This window comes from Romboutsia sp. 1001285H_161024_C4, from assembly GCF_015550185.1.
In the GTDB taxonomy this organism is placed as follows: domain Bacteria; phylum Bacillota; class Clostridia; order Peptostreptococcales; family Peptostreptococcaceae; genus Romboutsia_C; species Romboutsia_C hominis.
This window is the reverse complement of the sequence record NZ_JADNAJ010000005.1, coordinates 215656-240655: the sequence shown is the minus strand read 5'-3', so window position 1 is coordinate 240655 and position 25000 is coordinate 215656. Positions and strand designations below refer to the sequence as shown.

At 26.0% G+C, this 25000-nt stretch carries 19 protein-coding genes, 3 tRNA genes and 1 riboswitch; of the genes, 18 read left to right on the top strand and 4 right to left on the bottom strand.

The genetic code is table 11. The features are described from left to right. The first annotated feature begins 29 nt into the window (after positions 1–29). The 10 genes from I1959_RS10685 (at position 30) to I1959_RS10640 (ending at position 10841) form a co-directional block, all read left to right on the top strand. On the top strand, positions 30–1757 hold the full coding sequence (locus I1959_RS10685; protein WP_092925146.1) for a glycoside hydrolase family 3 protein: 1728 nt from the start codon (positions 30–32) through the stop codon (positions 1755–1757). 398 nt (positions 1758–2155) lie between these two features. Then, the gene (locus tag I1959_RS10680; protein ID WP_166505645.1) at positions 2156–3085 is read left to right on the top strand and encodes a metal ABC transporter solute-binding protein, Zn/Mn family; all 930 of its coding nucleotides are present in this window, start codon (positions 2156–2158) and stop codon (positions 3083–3085) included. Positions 3086–3093: 8 nt separating this feature from the next. After that, a complete protein-coding gene (locus I1959_RS10675; RefSeq protein WP_195238272.1) occupies positions 3094–3816 on the top strand; it encodes a metal ABC transporter ATP-binding protein in 723 nt (240 codons plus the stop codon). 17 nt (positions 3817–3833) lie between these two features. Then, the gene (locus I1959_RS10670) at positions 3834–4661 is read left to right on the top strand and encodes a metal ABC transporter permease (RefSeq protein ID WP_092925153.1); all 828 of its coding nucleotides are present in this window, start codon (positions 3834–3836) and stop codon (positions 4659–4661) included. Positions 4662–4843: 182 nt separating this feature from the next. After that, a tRNA-Lys gene (locus tag I1959_RS10665) sits at positions 4844–4919 on the top strand. A 4-nt stretch (positions 4920–4923) separates the two neighbouring features. Further along, positions 4924–4999, top strand: a tRNA-Val gene (locus tag I1959_RS10660). An 81-nt stretch (positions 5000–5080) separates the two neighbouring features. Further along, a tRNA-Lys gene (locus I1959_RS10655) sits at positions 5081–5156 on the top strand. A 131-nt stretch (positions 5157–5287) separates the two neighbouring features. Beyond that, positions 5288–8854 (top strand): AAA family ATPase, encoded by a 3567-nt coding sequence (locus tag I1959_RS10650; protein WP_195238270.1) that lies wholly within the window; start codon positions 5288–5290, stop codon positions 8852–8854. A 142-nt stretch (positions 8855–8996) separates the two neighbouring features. Continuing rightward, positions 8997–10367: a GTP pyrophosphokinase gene (locus I1959_RS10645; protein WP_195238265.1), complete on the top strand. Its 1371-nt coding sequence runs from the start codon at positions 8997–8999 to the stop codon at positions 10365–10367. A gap of 111 nt (positions 10368–10478) precedes the next feature. Further along, positions 10479–10841: a hypothetical protein gene (locus I1959_RS10640; RefSeq protein ID WP_092925159.1), complete on the top strand. Its 363-nt coding sequence runs from the start codon at positions 10479–10481 to the stop codon at positions 10839–10841. A gap of 26 nt (positions 10842–10867) precedes the next feature. On the opposite strand, the gene I1959_RS10635 is transcribed toward I1959_RS10640, so the two are convergent. Further along, complete coding sequence (locus I1959_RS10635) at positions 10868–11734, bottom strand: aldose 1-epimerase family protein (protein WP_092925161.1); 867 nt, start codon at positions 11732–11734, stop codon at positions 10868–10870. A 193-nt stretch (positions 11735–11927) separates the two neighbouring features. On the opposite strand from I1959_RS10635, the gene I1959_RS10630 reads away from it, so the two are divergent. From I1959_RS10630 to I1959_RS10615, 5 genes are all read left to right on the top strand, one after another. Beyond that, the gene (locus tag I1959_RS10630) at positions 11928–12188 is read left to right on the top strand and encodes a hypothetical protein (protein ID WP_092925163.1); all 261 of its coding nucleotides are present in this window, start codon (positions 11928–11930) and stop codon (positions 12186–12188) included. A gap of 282 nt (positions 12189–12470) precedes the next feature. Further along, complete coding sequence (locus tag I1959_RS10625) at positions 12471–13256, top strand: PIG-L family deacetylase (protein WP_166505640.1); 786 nt, start codon at positions 12471–12473, stop codon at positions 13254–13256. Positions 13257–13367: 111 nt separating this feature from the next. After that, complete coding sequence (locus I1959_RS10620) at positions 13368–15440, top strand: DEAD/DEAH box helicase (protein WP_166505639.1); 2073 nt, start codon at positions 13368–13370, stop codon at positions 15438–15440. Positions 15441–15621: 181 nt separating this feature from the next. Then, the gene (locus I1959_RS15525) at positions 15622–15828 is read left to right on the top strand and encodes an MATE family efflux transporter (RefSeq protein ID WP_243240035.1); all 207 of its coding nucleotides are present in this window, start codon (positions 15622–15624) and stop codon (positions 15826–15828) included. A gap of 4 nt (positions 15829–15832) precedes the next feature. Beyond that, positions 15833–16978, top strand: coding sequence for an MATE family efflux transporter (locus tag I1959_RS10615; RefSeq protein ID WP_243240034.1), 1146 nt, complete (start codon positions 15833–15835; stop codon positions 16976–16978). Between the two features lie 175 nt (positions 16979–17153). Here the strand turns inward: I1959_RS10615 and I1959_RS10610 are convergent, their stop codons facing one another. Beyond that, positions 17154–17354, bottom strand: a complete 201-nt coding sequence (locus I1959_RS10610; RefSeq protein ID WP_092925171.1) for a cold-shock protein — start codon at positions 17352–17354, stop codon at positions 17154–17156. Positions 17355–17570: 216 nt separating this feature from the next. On the opposite strand from I1959_RS10610, the gene I1959_RS10605 reads away from it, so the two are divergent. After that, entirely contained in the window at positions 17571–18740 is a 1170-nt protein-coding gene (locus I1959_RS10605) for an MFS transporter (RefSeq protein WP_166505637.1), read from the top strand. A gap of 36 nt (positions 18741–18776) precedes the next feature. On the opposite strand, the gene I1959_RS10600 is transcribed toward I1959_RS10605, so the two are convergent. Both I1959_RS10600 and thiC read right to left on the bottom strand, forming a co-directional pair. Continuing rightward, positions 18777–19733, bottom strand: coding sequence for a calcium/sodium antiporter (locus I1959_RS10600; protein WP_092925175.1), 957 nt, complete (start codon positions 19731–19733; stop codon positions 18777–18779). 138 nt (positions 19734–19871) lie between these two features. Beyond that, the gene (thiC, locus tag I1959_RS10595; RefSeq protein WP_092925177.1) at positions 19872–21185 is read right to left on the bottom strand and encodes a phosphomethylpyrimidine synthase ThiC; all 1314 of its coding nucleotides are present in this window, start codon (positions 21183–21185) and stop codon (positions 19872–19874) included. 110 nt (positions 21186–21295) lie between these two features. Then, positions 21296–21398, bottom strand: a riboswitch (TPP riboswitch). Between the two features lie 378 nt (positions 21399–21776). Between thiC and nrdE the strand changes: the two genes are divergently transcribed. Further along, positions 21777–23876 carry a class 1b ribonucleoside-diphosphate reductase subunit alpha gene (nrdE, locus tag I1959_RS10590; protein ID WP_195238263.1) on the top strand — a complete coding sequence of 700 codons (2100 nt, stop codon included), beginning with the start codon at positions 21777–21779 and terminating at the stop codon, positions 23874–23876. Between the two features lie 11 nt (positions 23877–23887). Next, a complete protein-coding gene (gene nrdF, locus I1959_RS10585; RefSeq protein WP_195238262.1) occupies positions 23888–24859 on the top strand; it encodes a class 1b ribonucleoside-diphosphate reductase subunit beta in 972 nt (323 codons plus the stop codon). Positions 24860–25000: the final 141 nt, after the last annotated feature.

Below are 25000 nucleotides of genomic sequence, written 5' to 3'. Positions count from 1 at the left end.
AAAAGACATTTATCAAAAGGGGGATTAAAATGAAAATAGATTTAAAAGCAAAACCATTTTACTTAGAAGATGAGGATATCAAGTGGGTAGAAGATACATTAGCGGGATTATCTTTAGATGAAAAGATAGGACAAGTATTTGTAGATATGCTTTGGAATAACAATGAAGAAGAGATAAAAGAGCGTATTAATAAATATGGCATGGGAGGATTTAGATATTCTAATATGTCAGCTGATAAGTTATATGAACAAAATATGACTATACAAAATACTAGTAAAATACCAGCACTAATAGCAGCTAATATAGAAGCTGGAGGAGATGGTGGTATTGGTGGTGGAACACATATAGGATACCATGTAACAATAGGGGCTACACAAGATAAAGAAAATGCATACAAATTAGGATATTATGGATGTAAGGAAGCAGCTGCTATAGGATGCAACTGGACTTATGCACCTATAGTTGATATAAATAAAAACTGGAGAAACTGTGTTGTATCTAGCCGTTGTTTCTCAAGTGATGCAGATGTTGTACTTGAAATGTCAAAAGAATATTTAAGAGGTGCAAATGATGCAGGTCTTGCTTGTTGTATGAAACATTTCCCAGGAGATGGATTAGATGAGCGTGATCAACACATAGTTACAACTAATAATATGATGAGTTGTGAAGAGTGGGATAATGAATTTGGTAAAGTATATAAGGGAATGATAGATGCAGGTGTTGAATCTGTAATGATAGGACATATAAGACTTCCAGAATACTCAAGAAAGTTAAAGCCAGGCATAAAAGATAATGAGATAATGCCAGCTACTATAGCACCTGAATTATTACAAGGATTACTTCGTGAACAATTAGGATTTAACGGATTAATACTTACTGATGCAACTCATATGGTAGGACTTACTTCTATGATAAGAAGAGAAGATATGATACCTACAACAATAGCATCAGGATGCGATATGATACTTTATTATAGAGATAAAGATGAAGATGTTGAAGCTATGAAAAAAGGACTTGAAAATGGAATATTAACTCATGAGCGTTTAGATGAAGCTGTTACTCGTGTACTTGCATTTAAAGCTATGTTAAAATTACATAAGAAAAAAGAATCAAATACATTAATGCCACCAAAAGAAAATTTATCTGTTATAGGATGTGAAAAACACTTAGAAGTAGCAAAAGATGTAGCAGATAAAGCTATAACTTTAGTTAAAAACACTAAAAATCAACTACCAATAACGCCAGAAACTCACAAAAGAATAATGCTATATACTGTAGACTCAACAGGGTTTGCATCTAAAGTATCAATGGCAGGAACAGGTAGCTTACAAGATAAAGTGAAAAATGAGTTAGAAGCACAAGGATTTGAGGTAGAAGTATTCGATCCAAATACATCTTTAAATGGAAAGCAATTATTAGCTATGACTCCAATAAAAGATTTTGTTGATAAGTTTGATGCAGTAATGCTGTTTGTAAATGTACAAGGATTCTCTCAAAGTAATGTACGTCGTATAACATGGGCTATGCCAATGGGTCCAGATATTCCTTGGTATGTTACAGAACTACCTACAGTATGTGTATCTGTAAATAATCCATTCCACTTAATAGATGTACCAATGGTACCAACATATATAAATGCATATACAGATAATGAAAATACTATACATCAAGTAATACAAAAGATAATGGGAAAATCTGAATTTAAAGGCGTAAGCTCAGTTGATGCATTCTGTGATTCTTGGGATACTCGTTTATAATTTTAATATAAATACTAAAATAAGAAATAAGCTATTTAATTAGCATAAAATATAAAAAAGCTATAAACTATAGGAATTAAAAACCAGAGTTTATAGCTTTTTTATGTATGTATTTCTTATATATAAATTAAATTAATATAAATTATAATAGATTATAAAATACATGAATAAAGTATATATAGGAAGATTTTAAAATTTTAAATATATATATAAAATCAGTTGATATAAACATCTATTATTGTTATTATAAATAACATAAAATGTAATATATTGACTAAATGAGTAAAAAGTTATAAAATATTCGATAATGATATTTATTATCAATTAAAAATGGTATAGATTAAATAAATAATATTTTGGATATAATTATAAAGATTTACATATGGAAGGAGAAATATATGAAAAAAATATTACTAGCATTATTATCAGTAATAACAATGATAAGTGCTGTAGCTTGTTCTAGTGGTAATAATACAGCTAAAGACAATGGGAAAATAAATGTTTACACAACAGTATTTCCTATATACGATTTTACAAGAAATATAGGAAAAGATAAGATAAATATAAATTATGTAGTTCCACCAGGAGTAGAACCTCATGACTATGAAATAACGCCAAAGCTTATGAAAGATATTCAAAATGCTGATTTACTTATAAAAAATGGATTAGGATTAGATAGCTTTGCAGATAAAATAAAAAGTGAAAATAAACTACAGATAGTAGATGCAAGTGAAGGTATAAAACCACTTACTTATGATGAAGAACAAAATCACGAAAAAGAGAATCATGAATCTCATAATCACGGGCAGTATGATCCTCATGTATGGTTAAATGTAGATTTAGCTATGAAAGAATGTGAAAACATAAAAAATGCTTTAATCAAAGCAGACGAAAAAAACAAAGACTATTATGAAAAAAATTATAATGAATATATAGAAAAGTTAAAAAAGCTAAAAAGTAATTATGATGAAAATTTAAAAGACAAAAAAAATAAGAGTATAATAGTATCTCATGGCGCTTATGGATATTTATGTGATGAATATAAAATAAATCAAATATCTATAACAGGAATTAGTCCAAATCAAGAACCATCTCTTAGCAAAATAAGTGAAATAGCTAACTATGCAAAAAAGAATAATATAAAATACATACTATTTGATGGTCTTGTAAATCCAAATGTAGCAAAAACTATAGCAGATGAGGCTAATATAAAAACAACAGTGCTATATTCAATAGACAATATAAGTAAAAAGGATTTTGACAATAATAAAGATTACATATCTTTAATGAATAAAAACTTAGAAACACTAAATTTAGTTTTAAAGTAGGGATAAATATGGATAAAGTAATTAAATTTAACGATGTAAGCTTTGGATATGAAGATAAAGTTATATTAGATAATATAAACTTAAATATAAATAAAGGTGATTACATAGGTATTATAGGGCAAAATGGTGTTGGTAAAAGTACTTTGCTTAAGCTTATGATAAATAAATTAAAACCAGTTAAAGGAAGTATTGACTTACTTAATAAAAATATAAATAACTTTGATGAATGGAATAAAATTGGTTATGTAGACCAAAAATCAAATTCATTTTCTAGTTCATTTCCTATAACAGTAGAAGAAGTAGTATCATTAAGTTTAGTATCTAAGGTAGGTTTGTTTAAAAGAGTAAGTAAAAAATACAAAAAAGAAGTTGATGAAGTTTTAAAATTAGTAGGAATGTATGAGTATAAAGATAGACTAATAGGAAGTTTATCCGGAGGTCAACAACAAAAAGTATTTATAGCTAGAGAACTTGTAAAATCACCTGAAATACTATTTTTAGATGAACCAACAGTTGGAATAGATGTAAACGGACAAAAAGAATTTTATAAAATACTAAAAGAGTTAAATGAAAAATTAAATTTAACTATAATAATAGTATCTCATGATTTATTTATAGTAAAAGAAGAAGTTAAAAAATTAGCATTAATAAAAAATAAAAAAATAGAATTAATAGAAAATAGCAAAAAAGATATAGATGAATCTATAATGCTTAATTTATTTAGTAGTTAAAGTGGGGAGGCAATATTTTGGAAATTTTTCAATATGATTTTATGGTAAGGGCACTTACAGCTTCCTTAATAGTTGGGCTTATATGTCCATTAATGGGAATGTTTATAGTATTTAAAAAATTATCGTTAATAGGAGATAGTCTGTCACATATAGCACTATCAGGTATAGCATCAGCTACTATAGTAGGTGTAAATCCTTTAATAGGATCTCTAGTAGCATCAAGTATAGCAGCTATAATAATAGATAGATTAAGAACTTATTTAAAGGAATATGCTGATTTGTCAATAGCTATAATAATGGCTTTAGGAGTTGGAATATCAGGTATACTTATAAGTATATCAAATACAAACTTTGATTTATTCTCATTTATGTATGGAAGTATAGCTACAGTAAGTAGTGAAGATATAAAAATAATCATTATGGTAGCAATTATAATTATTTTATTTGTAAGTTTATTATTTAAAGAATTATTATATATAACATTTGATGAGGAAAATGCAAAATTTTCTAAAATACCTGTAAAACTTATTAACACAATATTTATGATATTAGTTGCAGCAAGCATAACAATAACACTTAGAATAGTTGGGGTATTATTAGTATCATCCCTTATTTCAATACCAGTAGCTACAAGCTTAAAAGTAGCAAAAAGTTTTAAACAATCAATATTTTATTCAGTATTATTTGGTGAGATAGCTATAATAAGTGGGGTATTAATATCTTTTTATTTAGACATAGCACCAGGAGGAACTATTGTTATAATAAGTGTATTAGAGCTTTTAGGAGTAACTGTATTTTCAAAGTTAATAAATTCTAAACATAAAAAAATAGTATTAAACAAATAATAAAAGAGTAGGTTACTACTCTTTTTAATTTTTAAATTTAAAATAATTCTAAAAAAGTAGAAAAATCAACAGATATAGAAAAAAATAAAATATAATTTGAAAAAATATACAAAAAGTGTTGACGAAACAAAAAAAAACGAATATAATAATATTTGTGGTTGAGAGAAGTAAACAAAACAAATGACCCATTAGCTCAGTCGGTAGAGCACCTGACTTTTAATCAGGGTGTCCCGCGTTCGAGTCGCGGATGGGTCACCACTTTGGGATTATAGCTCAGCTGGGAGAGCACCTGCCTTACAAGCAGGGGGTCACAGGTTCGAGCCCTGTTAATCCCACCAAAACTTATAGTTATTTAGATAGTAGAGCAGATAACTTGCAATGAGTAAGTTGCTGTAAGCTTATGTTATTAAATTATATAAGACCCATTAGCTCAGTCGGTAGAGCACCTGACTTTTAATCAGGGTGTCCCGCGTTCGAGTCGCGGATGGGTCACCAGTTTTGAAACCTCATAGATATCTATGAGGTTTTTTTGTAAAAAAAATTATATTATATATATAAAATATAATTTTTGGGGTAAGAATATCTTAAGGCTATAAAAAATAATAAAACATTGAAGGGTGAATCATATGGAGAATGAACAAGACTTTATAAAACAAAAATTTAGTTATATAGAAAGAAAATTAAATAGAGAGCTTATAGGGCAAAAAAAATTTATCAAGGAAATATGTGAGTATTTTGAAGAAAAATTTATAAACAAAGAAAAAGGAATATTATTTTTAATAGGGGATAAAGAAACTGCTAAAAAAACTAGTGTAAGAAGGATATTTGAATACCTAAATAATTCAGATTTTATAGATAATACACATATACAAGAAATAGATTTAGCATCATATAATTTTAATTTAGGATATAGCGCATTTTTAACAGATTTATATGAAAAACTAAGTAGTGATTCTTCTTGTATACTATTTAAAAATAGTGAAAAAGCTAGTGAAGATATGCTAAATGTATTATCAAATGTATATCCAAATACTTGCTTAAACTTAGACAATAATTACATAATAAAAAATAAATTTTTAATACAAGCAAATGATGAAGATGAGGATACTATAAACAATATAGTTTGTCATAATAAGTTCTTAGTATATACAACTAATGATGAGAAGTTTAATATAGAAGAACACTTTACTAAGTCATTTAGCAATAACATAGATAAAGTATTATATACTAAGCCTCTTAATAAGGAGGAAAGAAATAAAATAGTAAAAAGAGAAGTTCTAGAAACTATAAAAATAAAAGAAGAAAATCACAACGTAAAAATAGTATTAGATATTAAAGAAGATGATCAAAGCGATGAATACTTTGGAATTTGCAAATACTTACAAGAAACATATAAAAAAGATTCAAATTTTGGAATTAGTGAATATGTATCTTACAAGCTATGTAAACCCTTAACAAACTTGATTTTAAAAGAAAATATTAAAGAAAATAGTACAATATTAATATATGTAGATAATGACGAAATATATTGCAACATAAAAAATGAAATATTCTCACTTAGTGATTATTCAACACCTACATTAGAAGAAGTTGAATACAAATTAAATTCTATTATAGGAATGAAAGATTTAAAAGAATTTTTAACAAGCGTTAAAAACAACTACAAAGTACAAAAAATTAGGGAAAGACTTGGACTAAAAACATCTAATATATCATTAAATATGATATTTGCAGGTAATGCAGGAACAGGTAAAACTAATGCAGCTAGAGTAACTTTTGAATATTTAAATGCACTAAATATATTATCTAAAGGTATATATAGGGAAGTTAGTAAAGCTGATTTTGTAACAGAAAACCCAGCAGAAACAGCTAAAAGAACTATAGATATAATAAATTCTGCTATGGGAGGAGTATTATTTATAGATGAAGCATACTCACTATGTGAAAGTGATGATGATAAAGTAGGAAAAGAAATAATAGATGCATTATTAAAAGGTATAGAAGATAATAGAGATGATTTAGTTGTAATACTTGCAGGATATGAAAAAGATATGGATGAATTTTTAGCATTTAATCCAGGTCTTAAATCAAGATTTTTAAACACTATACATTTTGAAGATTATACTCCGTATGAAATGTATGAGATAGCTTTAAATATTGCAAAATCAAAAGGATATAGAATAGCAAAAAACGTTAAAAATGAATTAATAGACTTATTTGCGAAAAATCAAATAAGTGGTAAAAATGATTTAGGTAATGCTAGATTTGTAAGAAATATAGTTGAAAATGCTATATTAGATGCATCTAAAAAGTATATAAATGATAAAAGTAAGGAAATAGATTTGCTAGAAAGAGACAATTTCAACTTTAAAGCAAAAGCAAAATTTAATTTAGAAGAAAGACTAAGCCAAATAGTAGGTTTAAATGAAGTTAAAAGCTTACTTAGAAACCAATATAAGCTTATAGTTGCACAAGAGAAGAGAAAAGCAGCGGGAATAGATACTAAAATAGAGCAAAACTTAAATATGGTGTTTGTAGGTAATCCAGGAACAGGTAAAACTAGTATAGCAAGATTAGTATCAGAAATGCTAAATAGCATGGGTCTTTTAAAGGTAGGTCAGATGATAGAAACGGATAGATCAAGTTTTATATCAGAGGTACCAGGTGAAACTAGTAAAAAGACTGAAGAAAAGTTTAAAGAGGCTATAGGAGGAGTTTTATTTATAGATGAGGCCTATACATTAGCTAATGATTCATTAGGTAGAGAGGCTACAGAAACACTTCTTAAGCTTATAGAAGACTATTCTAAAGAGGTTGTAGTAATACTTGCAGGATATGAAGAAGAGATGGAAGATTTCTTTGATGTTAATATAGGATTAAAATCAAGATTCCCAATTTGGACAACTTTTGAAGATTACAACCCAAATGAACTATTAGAAATGGCTATTAATTTAATAGATTCAACAGGATTCAAATTATCTAAAAATGCATATGTATCTCTTAAAAAAAGCTTTGAAGATATATATGAAGAATCAGATTCTACATCAGGAAATGGTAGAATGGTTAGAAATTATGTAGAAAATCTAATAAGAAATCAAAGCATAAGAATAGCAGAAGAAAACATAAGCACCTATGAAATGAATCTAATTACAACTAAAGATATAGAAAAAATTAAAGTATCAGAGTATGAGTTTGATTTAGAAGAAAAACTTAAATCTCTTAAAGGAAATGAAAAAGCAAAAGAATTTTTAAGAAATGAATATAAACTTATTAAAATACAAGAAAAGAGAGTAAAACTAGGCAAAAAAAATAATAGAAATAAGTATAGTAACATAGTATTTACAGGAAATGTAGGAACAGGTAAAAAATCTATTTTAAACATATTAGCAGAAATGTATTACTCAAGGGATATGATAAAGTCTAAGAATATAGTAGAAATTGATATAAGAGAAATAATAGGTGAAATAAATAGTGGCTTAAAATTAGAAGATATACTAAATAAATCTTTAGGTAAAATAGTATTAATAGATAAGGCTCACTTATTATTAGATATTAATAATTACAAAGAAATAATTTCTATACTTTTAAAATTTATAGATAACAATAAAAATAAAATAAAAATAGTTTTATCTGGCCAAAAAGATAAAATGAAAGAATTAGTTTTATTAAATGAGTCTTTAAATTATAGATTCCCTATATGGTTAGACTTTGAGGACTATACAAATATTGAATTATATGAAATATGCCTAGACATATTAACTAATAAAGGATTTATATTAAGTAAAGAATCAAAAGACAGCTTAAAAGAAGTGATCTATAGTCTTTACGAAAATGATAATTTAAAGCTTAGAAATAGTCTTATGATAAAAAATTATATAGAAAAATTAGTAAGAGTTCAAAGTGTAAGGGTATATGACAACAATATATTACAAAGAGATATAAATAATATAGAAGTAGAAGACATAATAAGTAGCAAAGAAATATTTGTAAATGAAAATACATTTATAAGTAATAATGTAGAGCCAATTGCTGATAATAATTTAAAAGAGAATTATAAAATTAATAACTCTAATGAAAATTTATCCTATGATGTAGGAAATGAATTATTAAAGATAAAAAATTTATACGACTTAGGTGTAATAGATGAAGTAGAATTTAAAATACTTAAGGGAAAAATAATAAATAATATATAATGTATGCTAAAAATGAGTATTTACTAAATTTATTTAAAATACTCATTTTGGTATAAGTATACAGTAAAATTTAAAAAGGACATTTGATAAATGTCCCTTTTTTGTGTAAAATTTAAGTACTAAAAAGAAATAGGAGAATATTATGAGCCTTAAAGAATTTGAATTTATAGACGAGTCAATTGATTTATTAAACTCCTTAGCACCTACATTAAATATGCTATCAAAAGAACTAGAGAACTATTTTGAAAATATACTTGAATCTAGTGACCAAGAATATTTAAATGTTAATTCAAGAGTAAAAACAGAATATAGTTTAAGAGAAAAAATAATAAGAAATAGATATTTAAAAAGATATGAGACACCACAAGAGCTTATACATAATCTATCAGACTTAATAGGTGTAAGACTAGAGTGTAGATTTATAGAAGAAGAGAAATTAATATATAAAGTATTAAAGTCTTATTTTGATACTACAGATGATAATATATATTTTTATAATAAAAGTAATGACAAGGTTAAGATAAGGCTAGATAAAGAGCAGCCACGAAAACAAAAAAATGGATTTGAAATATATAGAATAAATGGTTTATTTACATATGGAAAAAACAAAATAAATTTTGAAATACAGATAAAATCCATGGTAAATATATTTTGGAGTGATATAGAACATCAAGTTATATATAAAAATAATACTTATGTAATGGTAGATAAATTTTTAAGTGATGTTATGGCATCAATAAAAAATAATCTAGCAATGATAGACAACCAGCTTTTATCTGTTTATAAATCTTTTAATGAAAACACTTCAAAAGATAAAACATTAAAGCAAAAGTCTATGGAAAAGTTTTTAGCTAAAATTGCATATGATACTTTTGCTGAAAAAATGGAAAAAGATATAGGATTTATAGTAGATTTTAAAAAGCCTTGTGAAACTATTATAAACTATTCATTTAATAAGAATAAAGATGGCTTAGATATAAGTGAAGATACAACAATACAAGGTCTTATGAGGCTAAATGAGATAGCCAAGAAAGATATAGACTTTAACTCTAAAATAAAATTTGGTAAAAGCCCTGAATTTGAAGATGAATTTTGTGAAAAACTAGGTAATTTTATAATGAGTAAGCTAAACTGTGAATTTATATGGAACTTATTCTTTAGGATATTATTTGAAGTAGAACCTCTTAATAATAAAAAGGATTTTGAAAACTTTATATTATTTATAAAAGAAAAAATAGTTCCTATAAAACATCAAGGTAAGCTAGAGCTTAATTTTAAATCAGATAGTAAATATATATTACATGATATATATATGGAGGTAGCAAGTACATTAATACAAATAGATTCTATAGAGATATTATATGAACAAAGTTTAGATAGTATAAATAATGTAGTTAGAAATGAAATAAATAGCATATGTAGAAATATAGACTCTTATAATGAATACAAAATAAAACGAGATAAGTATATGGATAACATAAATAGAAAAATTAAAGATGCTATAATTGGATAAAAATAAAGAGTTGCTTTATAAGGCAGCTCTTTATTTTTATAATATAAATTAGAAATTATGTAGAAAAAAGTAATATTGTATGATATTTTATATATGGAAAGGATGATTTAAGTGAAAGCTAAGAGTAAGGATAATGTAGTTATTTCATCTTTATTATTTTCTATATTAGCTCTAGTTGCATATAAATTGTTTTATGATGTAAATATGCCACTATTTTGGGTAGCTTTTGTATGTGAAAGACTTTATAGCTTAGGAGCTAAAGAAGATTTTGACAGATGCTTAGACGATTTAGACTATGATGAAGACAATAAAAAGATTTTAATAAAAATTATAGGATTAATAGTCATTATAATAGGTATATTTATTTATATAACTTTTACAGAACCAAAAATATTAATTTACATAGCAATAGGCGAAGTTGTAGATATAATTATACAAAAACCATATAAAAAATTAATTAATAAAGATAATTAACATATAGAAAAAGAGTAAGTTAATCCTTACTCTTTTTCTATAGTTATAGTATATAAACTATTAAATGACTCTAAAGGTTTAAGTTTATTTATATAAGCTTTGTTAGTATATATTTTATCCGAATTTACACTGTCAGCTAGTCCAAACCATGGTTCAATACATACAAATGGAGCAGTAGAGTTTGTATCTTTGTAGTAAGGAGTCCATATTCCAACTAGTGGAAAATCTTTAAAATTAATGTTTATGTAATCTTTAGATTTATTAGATTTTAAGTTAATACTATCTATATTAGTATATATTAATGCATCCTTTTCAAAAATCTTAGGTTCTAATCTTAAATTATTTAAATTATAAACTTCTTTTACACTATTAAAATAAGGACCCTCTAAGTTTATTCTTTTTACTATATCTCTAGATTTAAACTCTAGGTAGTAATTGCACAAATCATCATATATATTAAATGCCGGGTGTGCTCCTATTGAAAAATACATATCTTTTGTATCTTTGTTTAAAACAATCCAATTAGTATTTATGCTATTATTAATAATAGTATATTTTATTAAAAGTTCAAAAGAATAAGGATATAGTTTTTTAGTTTCATCACTAGATATTAATCTATAAGTTATTGAGGTATTATCATTATAAATAATTTCAAAATCCATATCTCTAGCAAATCCATGTTGACTCATATTATAGAACTTATCTTCTATATAAGTTTTGTTGTCTTTTAATCTACCGACTATAGGAAATAATATAGGAGAGTGTCTTGACCAATGAGTGCTATCTCCATTCCATAGTATTTCCTTTTTTAGATCTTTAGAGTATATTCTAGTTAGTTCAGCACCACTATTTTTAGATTCTATTATAAGTTTATCATTTTCTAATATATTCATATTATCACCTCTTAGATAAGCATATTATATATAATATAATTTCGCAATATATGTAAATGTTAAATAAACTTATATTAGAGAAAATAACTTTATAAATATTGTTATGCTGTATATTTAAATGATATAATTATGAATTAACAAATACTATGTAAGTATATAATATATAGTAGTTTAACTAGAAAGGAAGTTTAACATGGAAGAAATATACAGATTAATAGAAGAGAAAATAAAAAATTCTGGATACCAAAGAAGTGTAAGTGGTGAAGAAATATATGAAGAAATATGTGATGAAATAGAAGATAAAGATAATGGTAGCTACATATTTATGTCTAAGAAAGAAGATGATGTTTTATTTGAATATAAAATAGACGTAATGGATGAAAATTTTAATTTATCTTATTTAGATATAAATTCACCAGAAGGAAAGTTTCATATAGATTTTGATGCAGAGTAATAAAAAATGTAAGTTTTTATTAAATAGAGTAAAAGAAATAGGGGATAAATAGTGATATGGCTAATTATCCCCTATTTCTTTTCAATTATTAAAATTATTAAGGGTATAAAGCTTAATTTATATAAAAAACATTTAAAAAGTAACAAAAAAATTTCAAAACGGTAACAAAAAAATTTCAATATATTAAATTTCATATAATTTAGATGTAAAGTATGCTAATATAAAATAAGCTTAAAGACGACTATTTTCGACATATAAATAAAAATAGTAGGTGGTGTGAAAATGAAAGACAAAAAAGATAAAAAAATAATGGGGATAATAATAGTTGTGTTAGTAATATTTGGTGTACATACAGCATACTCTCAGTATAATAATGGCAATATTAAAAGATTTAAAGATCATGTGGTATTTTACCCACAACATCAAGATGATGAGGTTTTATGGGGAGGAACTGCTATAGTAGATGCTATTAAAGAATGTGGAACGGACAATGTATATGTAACTTTAGTATCAGATGGGTCGGGAGTTAATGTGTTTAAAAATAACCCAAAATTTAAGGGTATAGATAGAAAAGAAAAAGAAAGACTAAGAAACAATGAGTTTAAAGCATGTCTAAATAAACTAGGAGTAAAAAAAGATAATGTAATAATACTAGCAGATGAAGCTAAAAAACCAGGAACTCATTATGATCTAATGGAAAAGACTATACTAAACTTTGAAAAAAAGTTAGGAAGCGTTACACATATAGCACATCACTATAAATATGATGATCATATAATGCACAGAAAAAATGGTCAAGTATTAAAAAAGCTTAGTGATGAACATAAAGTAGATGATGCAAGATATTTTATGAAGCCTAACTATGTATCAAATATACCTAACGATAAAAGAGATATATACAAAGTTAATAATATGAAGGACTATAATACAGTAAAGAGTGCTTTAGAAGAATATAAAAATGTAGATAATAAAAATGAAAAGTATGGAATTGGATATACTTCAGCCCATAGTTACTTTGATTATTTATTAAATGATCCTAGTTTAACATCAATTTTAAGTATATATTAAGTAAAAAATAAGTGTAGGACACGTCCTACACTTATTTTTTACAAAAAGGGTAGCTTTTAATTTTTTATAGTGATAAATTAGATTTACAAAAAATTAAACAAGGTGGATAAAATGAATATAAATATAGAAGAAATATTAAAAACATATACAGATAGAAGTAAATACAATTCTGGACATTACATATACAAAAATGGAGTAATTTTAAATAATTATGCTAAACAAAATGGCAGTAAATGTATATTTTATGGAACTGTGTTAGATGAACAAAGAAGAAGAGATTATACATCAATGATAAGTATAAATACTAAAACTAGAGAAATATCAAATGTAAGTTGTGATTGTTTTTCAGAGTCACAAAGTATAAAATCTAATAATTTATGCTCTCACATAGTAGCGATAGTACTAAAGGGTATAGAAGATTTAAATAATGATAAAGAATATGAAAGTAAAGAAGGCACAAAGTTAAATCCAAATATAACATTTAATATATTATCATCAAAAGATGGTTATATGAATGCAAGACTAGAAATAGATGGAATAAGTGAAGGTGAATATAAAAATATATATAATGCATATAAAGAAAACAATAAATTATATAGATTTAAAAGTGGAAATTACTTGGATTTAAGTGAGAAGAATTTAAAAGAATCATTAGAACTAATAGATACTTTGGGGATGTATGAAAATCTTACTTCTATGAAAATAGACAATAATAAATCACTATATCTAAAAAAATATATAGAAGATAATGATAGTTCTATTATAAAAGGAAGTCATCATATAGACAATATAGTCGAGAACTTTAAAAAAGTAGAAAATTTAAAAATTGATCAGCCTAATATAAATGCAAAACTTAGAGAGTATCAGATTAAAGGATATGAATTTTTAAAAACTTTGTCTAGATATGAGTTTGGAGGAATTTTAGCAGATGAGATGGGGTTAGGTAAAACAATACAAACAATAGCTTTTTTACAATCTAATGAAAATAAAAAAGCTATTGTATTAACACCAACATCACTTATTTATAATTGGCTTGAAGAATTTAAAAGATTTTCTCCTAATCTAAAAATAGGTCTAGCTTATAAGTCTAAAAGAGAGGATGTTATAAATCATATAGATAATTATGATGTAATACTTACAACTTATACAACCTACAAAAACGATACAGAAAAATATAAAAATATAAAATTTGATTACTGTATAATAGATGAAGCCCAGAATATAAAAAATCCAGATTCTATAATAGCTAAGTCTGTAAAAAAAATTAATGCAAAAGTTAAGTTTGCGCTAACTGGAACTCCAATAGAAAATAACTTAATAGAGTTATGGTCTATATTTGACTTTGTAATGCCAGGATATTTATATGATAAATCAAAGTTTAAAAAAATATTTTTAGACAAAGGTAATATAGACGATTTAAAAAAGCTTATAAAACCATTTTTATTAAGAAGAACAAAAAAAGAAGTTATAAATGAATTACCAGAAAAAATTGAGCAAAAGTATTATGTAGAGCTTAACAAAGAACATAAAAAGGCATACTTAGGTTTACTTAGTTTAGCTAAAAATAAAATTCAAATAAATGATAATATGTCTGTATTATCTTATTTAACTAAGCTTAGACAGTTAGCGATAGCCCCTGAATTAATGGTTAAAAACTATGAGATAAAAAACTCTAAATTAGAGGTGCTTGTAAAATTGTTAAAAGAAAATAAAGACAAAAAAATATTAGTATTTTCACAGTTTACAAAAGTATTAGAGAAAATAAAAGATAGATTAGACTATGAAAATATAAGCTATAGCTATTTAGATGGAAAAACTAACCCAAAAGATAGAGTTAATTTAGTTAAAGATTTCAATAAAAATAATGATAATGTGTTTTTAATATCGTTAAAAGCAGGAGGTACAGGTTTAAATTTAACTAGTGCATCTATAGTTATACACTTTGACCCATGGTTTAATCCTGCAGTAGAGAATCAAGCAAGTGATAGAGCTCATAGAATAGGGCAAAAAAATGTTGTTAATGTTATAAAACTAATATCTAAAGATACAGTAGAAGAAAAAATTATAAGATTACAAGAAATGAAAAAAGAATTAGTAAAAGAGCTTATAGATAGTAATACAGATAGTGGAAATTTTCTTAGTAAAATGTCAGTAGATGATATAATAGATATAATGTTTGACTAAAAAATTAGAATATAAAATCAAAAATACGAAAAACTACATATAGATGTGATTAATCATAAAAAGGCTAGGATTAAATCTTAGTCTTTTTTATATACATAAATAGTAAATAAGTACATGTATTAACTTTTAAATAATACAAAAGATATATATGTACTTGTGAAAGGAATGAATATAAGTGTATATGACAAAAGATAAATCGTTTTATAAAAGTATAATAGATATATCAATACCAATAGCTATACAAAATTTAATAACAGTATCTGTTAATATGGCAGACACTGTTATGTTAGGTAGACTAGGCGAAGTAGAGTTATCATCAGCAGCTATAGCTAATCATCTTTTTTTTTATATTGATGATATTAATGTTTGGGATTTCTGGAGGCTCTAACGTTATGTGCTCTCAATACTATGGGAAAAAAGATATAAAATCAATACACAAGGTAATTACTATTACATACTGGCTAAGTATAGCACTATCAATATTATTTGTATTAGTGGCTATGGTTATGCCAGGTGCATTTATGAAGCTATTTACAGATGATATATCAGTTATATCAATGGGGGAGAAGTATATAAGGATAGTTAGTATAAGTTATGTATTCTATTCATTAACAGTTTCTACTGTCGGTGTACTTAGGTCCATTAAAACTGTTAAAATACCTATGATCATACATAGTATATCTTTATTTATAAATATATTTTTAAATTATATATTAATATTTGGAAGGTTTGGGATAAGTCCATTAGGAATTAAAGGAGCAGCTATTGCAACTGTTATATCTAGGATAATAGAATTTTTTATAATATTTGCATATATAATTTTTAAAGAAAGTAAAATAAAATATAGGTTAAATTATATTTTGAAAATAGATAAAATAATATTTAATGATTATGTAAAAGTAACATATCCCATATTTTTTAATGAACTATGTTGGTCAGTAGGATCGTCTATGATATCTATAATAGTTGGTAGGATGGGGACTAGTGTAGTTGCAGCAAATAGCATAAATAATGTAGTAAATCAATTTGCAACTTTATTTATACAAGGATTATCTAGTGCTTCATCAGTTATAATAGGTAATGCTATAGGTAAAGGAAACTATGAAAAAGTAAAAGAATATGCAAACACTATAATCATACTAAGCATAATAGTTGGAGTTATATCAGCTTTAATGATTTATTTATGTAAAGATGTGATATTAGGATTTTATAATATATCACAAGAAACGAAATTAATATCAAAAGAAATAATGACAGCAACAGCTATAGTAGCATTGTTTAGGTCTTTATCTTCAAATCTTATGATGGGTGTTTTAAGAGGAGGAGATAATAAGTATGTATTTAAATATGAAATGATATTTATGTGGGGATTATCTATACCACTTGGATTTATAGGTGCATTTATATTTAATTTACCAATACCTATTGTATTTTTTCTATTAAAAAGTGATGAAATATTAAAAGGTATAGTTGGATTTATAAGAGTTAAAAGTGGCAATTGGATAAATGATGTAACTCGAGATAAAAAAGATATGTAAATTATATACTATAAAACATTGTATCTATAAATACTTTTGTATTTCTAAAAATGTCTATGTAAAAAATAACATAGACATTTTTAATTGTTGCTATATTCAGAAAATTTATGATTATTAAAATTAATAAATAAAAAAGACTCAAATAAATTTGAGTCTTTAAAACGTATCTATATGATTATAATATAGTTATGTTTTCAGCTTGAGGACCTCTAGCACCTTCAACTATATTAAAGCTTACTTTTTGACCTTCTTCTAAAGTTTTGAATCCATCAACTTGTATAGCTGAGAAATGAGCGAATACATCATCTCCACCTTCTACAGATATAAATCCAAATCCTTTTTCACTATTGAACCATTTTACTATTCCTTGAATCATTTTCAATTCTCCTATAAACCTACATCAAGATTATTTCTTGATTTACTGTAATTTAAGTGTAACACTTATTTAAGCAAATGTACACACTTTTTTTATTTATTTAAATAATTACCTTAAATACTAATAAATATACCTAAATTTTCTAAAAAATATAAAAAAAATGATTGTACAAAAACTAACAATATTATGGTATATTCTTATAAGAGGAGGAATATTATGTCTAAATTTTATATAAAATACTTATGTATGTTTATAGGATTGGGGTCATTTATGACTTATTTACCTGTATACTTAGAAAAAACATTAAATTTTAGTCCATCGCAAATAGGGATTATAGTATCAATACCATCTATAATTGGTATAGCACTTGTACCTATATGGGGGATTATAAGTGATATTATAAAAAAACAAAAGCTTATATTATGGATAAATGTATTAGTAGCATTTTTACTGGGATATTTATATTCAAAAACAACGTCTTTTATACCGATATTTATAGTAGCGATATTTTTTGAAATGTTTAGAAATTCATTATTGCCACTTGCAGATACTATAACAACTTCATATTGTAAAGAACAAAATAAAAATTATGGAAAAGTAAGGGTATTAGGTTCTATAGGATATGCACTATCTGCTTTTATTTGTGGTCATATAATGAATTTAACAGGAAATGATTTGGCATTTTTCTACATGTTTATGTTTAGTATGCTACTATGTTTATTTATAACTCCATATTTAAATACACCTAAAGAAATGGAGTCTAAAGAAAAGTTAAATTTAAAAGTAGATATAAAAAAATTATTTACTAATAAACAATATGTGTTAATACTTTTAGCAAGTATAAGTATTGTTGCCTTAAGTGATGGGGTAAGCGCCTACCAAGGTATACATTTATTAAACTTAGGAGCAGGCAAGGAACTTGTAGGAATGTTGACTGTGTTTATGGTAGCTCCAGAACTTTATTTTATGGTTAAGACCAAAGATCTTTTAAAAAAATATGGAAATACAAAAATGATTACTGTAAGTGCAATTGCACTTTTTATTAGATGGATAATATATACATTTACAAATAATATAGCATTATTTATATTAGCATCAGCTTCTCATGGTGTAGCAATAGCTATAATGACTATAACTGTTTTTGACTTTATAGGAAACGTAGTAGAAAAAAAATTATACACTACAGCCATGACTATATACACTTTTTGTATAGGAATTGGGTCATCAGTTATAAAACTTATATATGGAAATATAATAGACTTATATGGAATGAAAGCCATATTTATATGCTCAATAATAATTTCTATCATAAGTTTTGGAATTATATTTGCAATAAATAAATTAGAATATAAGAATATAAATAATACAAATATTATAAGCGAATAAAAAGGAAGAACATAATTATGTTCTTCCTTTTTTAGATTACCTAACTATAGTATATATCATATATACTATATATAAAGCTATTAATATAAAACCTTGTTTTTTTACAAGACAATTATCTTTTTTCATAAAGATATAAAGTAAAACTGTTATAAATGTCATAAATATTATATCTATAAGAGCAAATGTACTTATAGATATCGGACTTATAGTTGTAGCTAAACCTAAAACTAAAAGTATATTAAATACGTTTGAGCCTATTACATTACCTATAGCTATTTCAGTTTCACCCTTTTTTATAGCCATAATAGAAGTAACAAATTCAGGAAGTGAAGTACCAACTGCAACTATTGTAAGTCCAACTAAGTTTGCACTCATACCAAATGATGTTGCAATAGTCGTGGCAGAATCAACAACCATATCTCCACCAACAATAATTCCTGCTATACCAATTAAACTTAATATAATTGTTTTAAACATAGGAACATCTTCACTTACTTCAGCTTCTATAGCTATAGCACTTTCACCACCAGATAAGTCTTCTTCATTATTAGAGTTTTTAGCACTTTTTACAGTATTTATTAAGAAGTAGGCAAATACTAATAAGAAAAAAATACCTTCAAATCTATTTATATGTAAATCAAGTGAAAATAGTAACAACATAAAGCTTATACCTATTAAAAATGGAGTATCTTTTTTTATAGTATCTTTTTGAACTGGTAACTTTGCAATTATTGCAGACACACCTAACACTACAAGTATGTTAAAAAAGTTAGAGCCTACGATGTTAGCAACACTCATATCATTTTGTCCTGCTAATGAAGATGTAATACTTACTGCGGCTTCAGGTGCAGATGTACCCATAGCTACTATAGTAAGACCTATAACCATAGCTGGAACATTAAATTTTCTAGCAATTGAAGCAGCACCATCGACAAATATGTCAGCACCCTTTATAAGGAAAATAAAACCTAATATTAATATTATAAATGCCATTAATATTCCTCCAAAAATATATATTTATAAAGGACAGTATACCACTTTATGTATTCTTTTGTAAATCATTAAAATATGATGAAACTTAGTTATGCAAAGAATATAATAGATATTTATAATATTAAATTAAGTATGTAACTAATTATCTGCTCTTAATAAATTTAAGTCTTTACCACTCATTATTTTATTCATATTTCTCATAGAACACATCTTACCGCACATTGTACAGCTATCATCATGTTTAGGAGTTGACTCTTTTCTATATCTTCTAGCTTTTTGTGGGTCAATAGCAAGTTCAAACATTTTTTCCCAATCAAGTTCTTGTCTAGCTTTACTCATTTGATTATCTATATCTCTAGATTTAGGAATTTTCTTTGCGATATCTGCAGCATGAGCAGCTATTTTAGTAGCTATAATACCTTCTTTAACATCATCTAAGTTAGGTAGTCTTAAATGTTCTGCTGGGGTTACATAACATAAAAAGTCAGCTCCATAACTAGCAGCTAAGGCACCTCCAATAGCACTTGTTATATGATCATATCCAGGAGCTATATCTGTAACTATAGGACCTAGCACATAAAATGGTGCACCATGACAAAGTTTCTTTTCAAGTAACATATTAGACTCAATTTCATCTAATGACATATGTCCAGGACCTTCTATTATTACTTGAACATTTCGTTTCCACGCTCTTAGAGTAAGTTCACCTAATATCATTAATTCTTTTATTTGACAAGCATCTGAAGAGTCATTTATAGACCCAGGTCTTAGAGCATCTCCAAGGCTTAATGTTAAGTCATATTCTTCGCATATATCAAGTAATTCATCAAAGTATTCATAAAAAGGGTTCTCACGTTGGTTAAGCTCCATCCAAGCATACATTAAAGAACCGCCTCTAGATACTATATTAGTAAGTCTTTTGTTTCTTTTAAAAACAGATGCAGTTTCTTTGTTTATACCAGCATGTACAGTAACGAAGTCTACACCATCATTTGCATGATTTCTTACTACATCTAAAAATTCTTTAGCAGTTATATCTTTTAATTCTTTATCGTAAAAACCAACAGCATCGTATATAGGAACAGTTCCTATCATAGCATTAGAAGATGATATAAGTTTTTTTCTAAATTCTTTGGTTTTACCAAAAGAACTTAAATCCATTATAGCTTCGGCTTTCATATCTAATGCCAAATTAACCTTTTTCATCTCTTCATCAATATCACAACAATCTTTTGATATACCTAAATTTACATTTATTTTGGTTCTTAGATTTTCGCCTACACCTTCAGGATTTAAAGATTTATGATTTTTATTAGCAGGTATTGCTACTTTACCTTTAGATATTAGCTCTCTCAAAATATTAACATCCATATTTTCTTTTTTTGCTACTATTTCCATTTCTTTAGTAATTATCCCCTTTTTAGCAGCATCCATTTGAGTAGTATACATCATATTAAAATCCCCCTTATTATATTTTAATAAATAAAAAAAGCCTTACCATAAGGCAAAGCTTCTCAAAATATGTATTAATAAATAGACTATATTTGTTTTATAGCTATTAATAAACACAAAAGTAACTTTCCTACGGTAGTATAAACTACATCAGGTTCGAAGGGTTAATGAATTTATCATTTCTCAGCCTAAAAGGCACCCCTAGTTAGATATCTTTTCAAAAACATTGTAGTTCTTTATTTATGTATTGTAAAGAAATTTTTTTGTACTTATAAAAACGGAAAGGCACCTATCAAAAGATAAGTGCCTTTATTTGGGCTAGCGTAATACTTATATAAAATATAAGTTCCCACTTAACTTAAGAATATCATAATGAATATTATTTGTAAATAAAAAAAGCAATTATAAAAAATTATCAATGCCTTATGTGTTGAAAAAACTATATATTAAAAAGAATAAAAAAAATAAAATATAATAATAGATTAAGAATACTTTTATTGGTGTATATACAATATATAGTATTTGGTTTAAATATTATATCTATAAATGGTAGATAATGATTAGTAAAACATTAAATAAAAGGTGGGAAAAATGAACTGGATAGAACTAAATAATCAAGTCATAATAAAAAATAAAGAAGGAAAATATCAATTAGAAAAAGATAAAGAAGCATTATACAGTTATATAAATGAATATATAAAACCTAGAACAAAGGTATTTAATAGTCTTGAAGAAAGGCTATCATATTTAATAGATAATAATTACTATTCTAAAGAAGTAATAGAAAGATATGATATAGACTTTATAAAAGAAATAGAAAGAATCATAAAAAATTATGGATTTAAATTTAATTCATATATGAGTGCAAATAAGTTTTATCAAAACTATGCACTTAAGACTAATGACAATAAAGAAATATTAGAAAGCTATAATGATAAAGTTCTCATAGTATCTTTAGCACTTGGAAATGGTGATAAAGACTTAGTAAAAAAATTGGCAGAGAAACTAGTAAAACAAGAATTTCAACCAGCAACACCTACATTTTTAAATGCAGGTAGAGCTAGAGCAGGAGAAATGGTATCGTGCTTTTTGATATCTATAGAAGATAGTACAGAAGGTATATCATATGCAATTTCATCAGCAAATCATCTATCAAAAATAGGTGGCGGAGTAGCGCTTAATTTATCAAGATTAAGAGCTTCAGGAGATCCTATTAAGGATATAGAAGGTGCAGCTGGTGGTGTGGTAGGAGTTGCCAAAATGCTAGAACAGTCATTTACCTACTTTAACCAAATGGGTGCAAGACAAGGTGCAGGGGCTGTATATTTAAGTGTATTTCATCCAGATTTTGAATTACTTATGGATACCAAAAAGATAAATGCAGATGAAAAAATAAGATTAGCATCATTATCTTTAGGGGCATTAATACCAGATAAATTTATGGAATTGGCAGAGAAAAATGAGGTGGCTTATGCATTTTATCCTCATTCTGTTTATAAAAAATATAATATAAATCTTGATGAGATGGATATGGAAAAATGGTATGATATTTTAAAAAATGATGAAGATATACGAAAAAAAGAAATAAATCCTAGAAAAATGCTAACAAAGATAGCACAGATGCAACAAGAAAGTGGATACCCATATGTTGTATTTTTAGATACTGCAAATAGAGAACATATACTAAAAGACGTTGGTAAAATCAAAATGTCTAATTTATGTTGTGAAATATTTCAATACCAAACACCATCAAATATAAAAGGATATGCTGGAGAAAATATATGGGGACAAGATATAAGTTGCAATTTAGGTTCTTTAAACATTGCTAATGTAATGGATAATAAAGATATAGAAAATACGATTGATACTGCAATAAGAGCATTAACTTTTGTTTCTGATAACACTAGTATAAATGAAGTGCCAACAATCAAAAATGGAAATGATTCGTCACATGCAGTAGGTCTTGGAGCTATGAATTTACATGGATACTTAGTAAGAGAAAATATACTATATACATCAGAAGAAGCAATAGACTTTTGTAATGTATTTTTTGCAATGGTTAGACATTTTGCTATAAAGTCATCTATGAATATAGCTAAAGAGAGAAATAAAACATTTGTTGGGTTTGAAAAATCAGAATATGCAAAAGGAAAAGATAGTAATGTATTAAAAAAATATTATAAAAATTCATACTTACCTAAGACAGATAAAGTAAAAAAATTGTTTGAAGGTATACATATACCTACAACTAAAGAATGGGAAGCTTTATTAGATGAAGTAAAAGTACATGGATTATATAATGCATACTTAACAGCAATAGCACCAACTCAAAGTATTAGTTATGTTCAAAATGCAACATCAAGTATAATGCCAATTACAGAGCCGGTTGAAGTTAGAACATATGGTGATTCTACAACTATATATCCTATGCCATTTTTAACTAATGAAAACATGCTTTATTACCAATCTGCATATAGAATGGATATGAGAAAAGTTATAGATATAGTTTCAACAGTCCAAAATCATGTTGACCAAGGTATATCAACAACATTATTTGTAACAGATGATAAAACAACTAGAGATATAGCTAGATTATATATATATGCTTACAAAAAAGGACTAAAAAGTCTTTACTACACAAGAACTAAAATGACTAGAGACAACAATGAGTGTCTTATGTGTTCAGTATAAGGGGGAGTACTATGACATTTAAATTAGAAAAAATACACAAAGCAGTAAACTGGAATAAAGAAGATGATGGATTTACTCAAGCCTTTTGGGAACAAAATGTAAAACAATTTTGGTTACCAGAGGAAATATCAGTTTCAAAAGATTTAAAAGTATTTAATGAATTAAATGAAAAAGAAAAAGAATTATATAAAAAAGTATTAGGTGGACTTACATTACTAGACACTAAGCAAGGAAATGATGGGGTACCATCTATGATGAGCCTTACAGATAACCTTCAAAGAAAAGCAGTATTATCATTTATGGGAACTATGGAAGAAATACATGCTAAAAGTTACTCATCTATATTTATGACACTGCTTTCTAATGATGAAATTGAAGAATTATTTAAATGGATAGAAAGTGAAGAAACACTTCAGAAAAAGGCGGACTTAGTACTAGCCCAATATAAAAATACAAAAGATGAAGAAAGTTTATATTTATCTATGGTAACAAGTGTATTCTTAGAAAGCTTTTTATTCTACTCAGGTTTTTTCTATCCACTATATCTAGCAGGCCAAGGTAAAATGGTTGCAAGTGGAGAAATAATATCTCTTATACTTAGAGATGAATCACTACATGGAAAGTATATAGGACTTCTTTCTCAAGAAATATATGAAAAGTTTGAAGAAGCTAAAAAAGAAGAATTAAAAGATAGAATGTACAAAATACTTGAAGATTTAATGGAAAATGAAATAAACTATACAAACACTATATACAAAGATAGCGGTCTTGAAAGTGAAGTTATAAATTTCTTAAAATACAATGCTAATAGGGCATTAGAGAATTTAGGGTTTAATGAATACTATAAAGTAAGTAAAATAAACCCAATAGTACTAAATGGGCTAAGTACAGAAACCAAAAATCACGACTTTTTCTCGACTAAAGGTAATGGATATCAAAAAGGTGTATATGAAGAATTAAAAGATGAAGATTTCTTAATATAAAAAAATCACTTGGATAAAACCAAGTGATTTTTTAGTTTAATGTTTTATATTAGGTAAAAGCATTTTAATAATCTTATAAATCAAAAATACATAATAATATCATTTAAATTTGATAAAAATATATAAGAAAGTTTAAGGAGG

What these genes read in the sequence shown, in the direction of transcription:
- I1959_RS10685 (WP_092925146.1), top strand. Translation starts at nt 30, where the DNA reads ATGAAAATAGATTTAAAAGCAAAACCATTTTACTTAGAAGATGAGGAT.
- I1959_RS10680 (WP_166505645.1), top strand. Translation starts at nt 2,156, where the DNA reads ATGAAAAAAATATTACTAGCATTATTATCAGTAATAACAATGATAAGT.
- I1959_RS10675 (WP_195238272.1), top strand. Translation starts at nt 3,094, where the DNA reads ATGGATAAAGTAATTAAATTTAACGATGTAAGCTTTGGATATGAAGAT.
- I1959_RS10650 (WP_195238270.1), top strand. Translation starts at nt 5,288, where the DNA reads ATGGAGAATGAACAAGACTTTATAAAACAAAAATTTAGTTATATAGAA.
- I1959_RS10645 (WP_195238265.1), top strand. Translation starts at nt 8,997, where the DNA reads ATGAGCCTTAAAGAATTTGAATTTATAGACGAGTCAATTGATTTATTA.
- I1959_RS10635 (WP_092925161.1), bottom strand. Translation starts at nt 11,734, where the DNA reads ATGAATATATTAGAAAATGATAAACTTATAATAGAATCTAAAAATAGT.
- I1959_RS10630 (WP_092925163.1), top strand. Translation starts at nt 11,928, where the DNA reads ATGGAAGAAATATACAGATTAATAGAAGAGAAAATAAAAAATTCTGGA.
- I1959_RS10625 (WP_166505640.1), top strand. Translation starts at nt 12,471, where the DNA reads ATGAAAGACAAAAAAGATAAAAAAATAATGGGGATAATAATAGTTGTG.
- I1959_RS10620 (WP_166505639.1), top strand. Translation starts at nt 13,368, where the DNA reads ATGAATATAAATATAGAAGAAATATTAAAAACATATACAGATAGAAGT.
- I1959_RS15525 (WP_243240035.1), top strand. Translation starts at nt 15,622, where the DNA reads ATGACAAAAGATAAATCGTTTTATAAAAGTATAATAGATATATCAATA.
- I1959_RS10615 (WP_243240034.1), top strand. Translation starts at nt 15,833, where the DNA reads ATGTGCTCTCAATACTATGGGAAAAAAGATATAAAATCAATACACAAG.
- I1959_RS10610 (WP_092925171.1), bottom strand. Translation starts at nt 17,354, where the DNA reads ATGATTCAAGGAATAGTAAAATGGTTCAATAGTGAAAAAGGATTTGGA.
- I1959_RS10605 (WP_166505637.1), top strand. Translation starts at nt 17,571, where the DNA reads ATGTCTAAATTTTATATAAAATACTTATGTATGTTTATAGGATTGGGG.
- I1959_RS10600 (WP_092925175.1), bottom strand. Translation starts at nt 19,733, where the DNA reads ATGGCATTTATAATATTAATATTAGGTTTTATTTTCCTTATAAAGGGT.
- thiC (WP_092925177.1), bottom strand. Translation starts at nt 21,185, where the DNA reads ATGATGTATACTACTCAAATGGATGCTGCTAAAAAGGGGATAATTACT.
- nrdE (WP_195238263.1), top strand. Translation starts at nt 21,777, where the DNA reads ATGAACTGGATAGAACTAAATAATCAAGTCATAATAAAAAATAAAGAA.
- nrdF (WP_195238262.1), top strand. Translation starts at nt 23,888, where the DNA reads ATGACATTTAAATTAGAAAAAATACACAAAGCAGTAAACTGGAATAAA.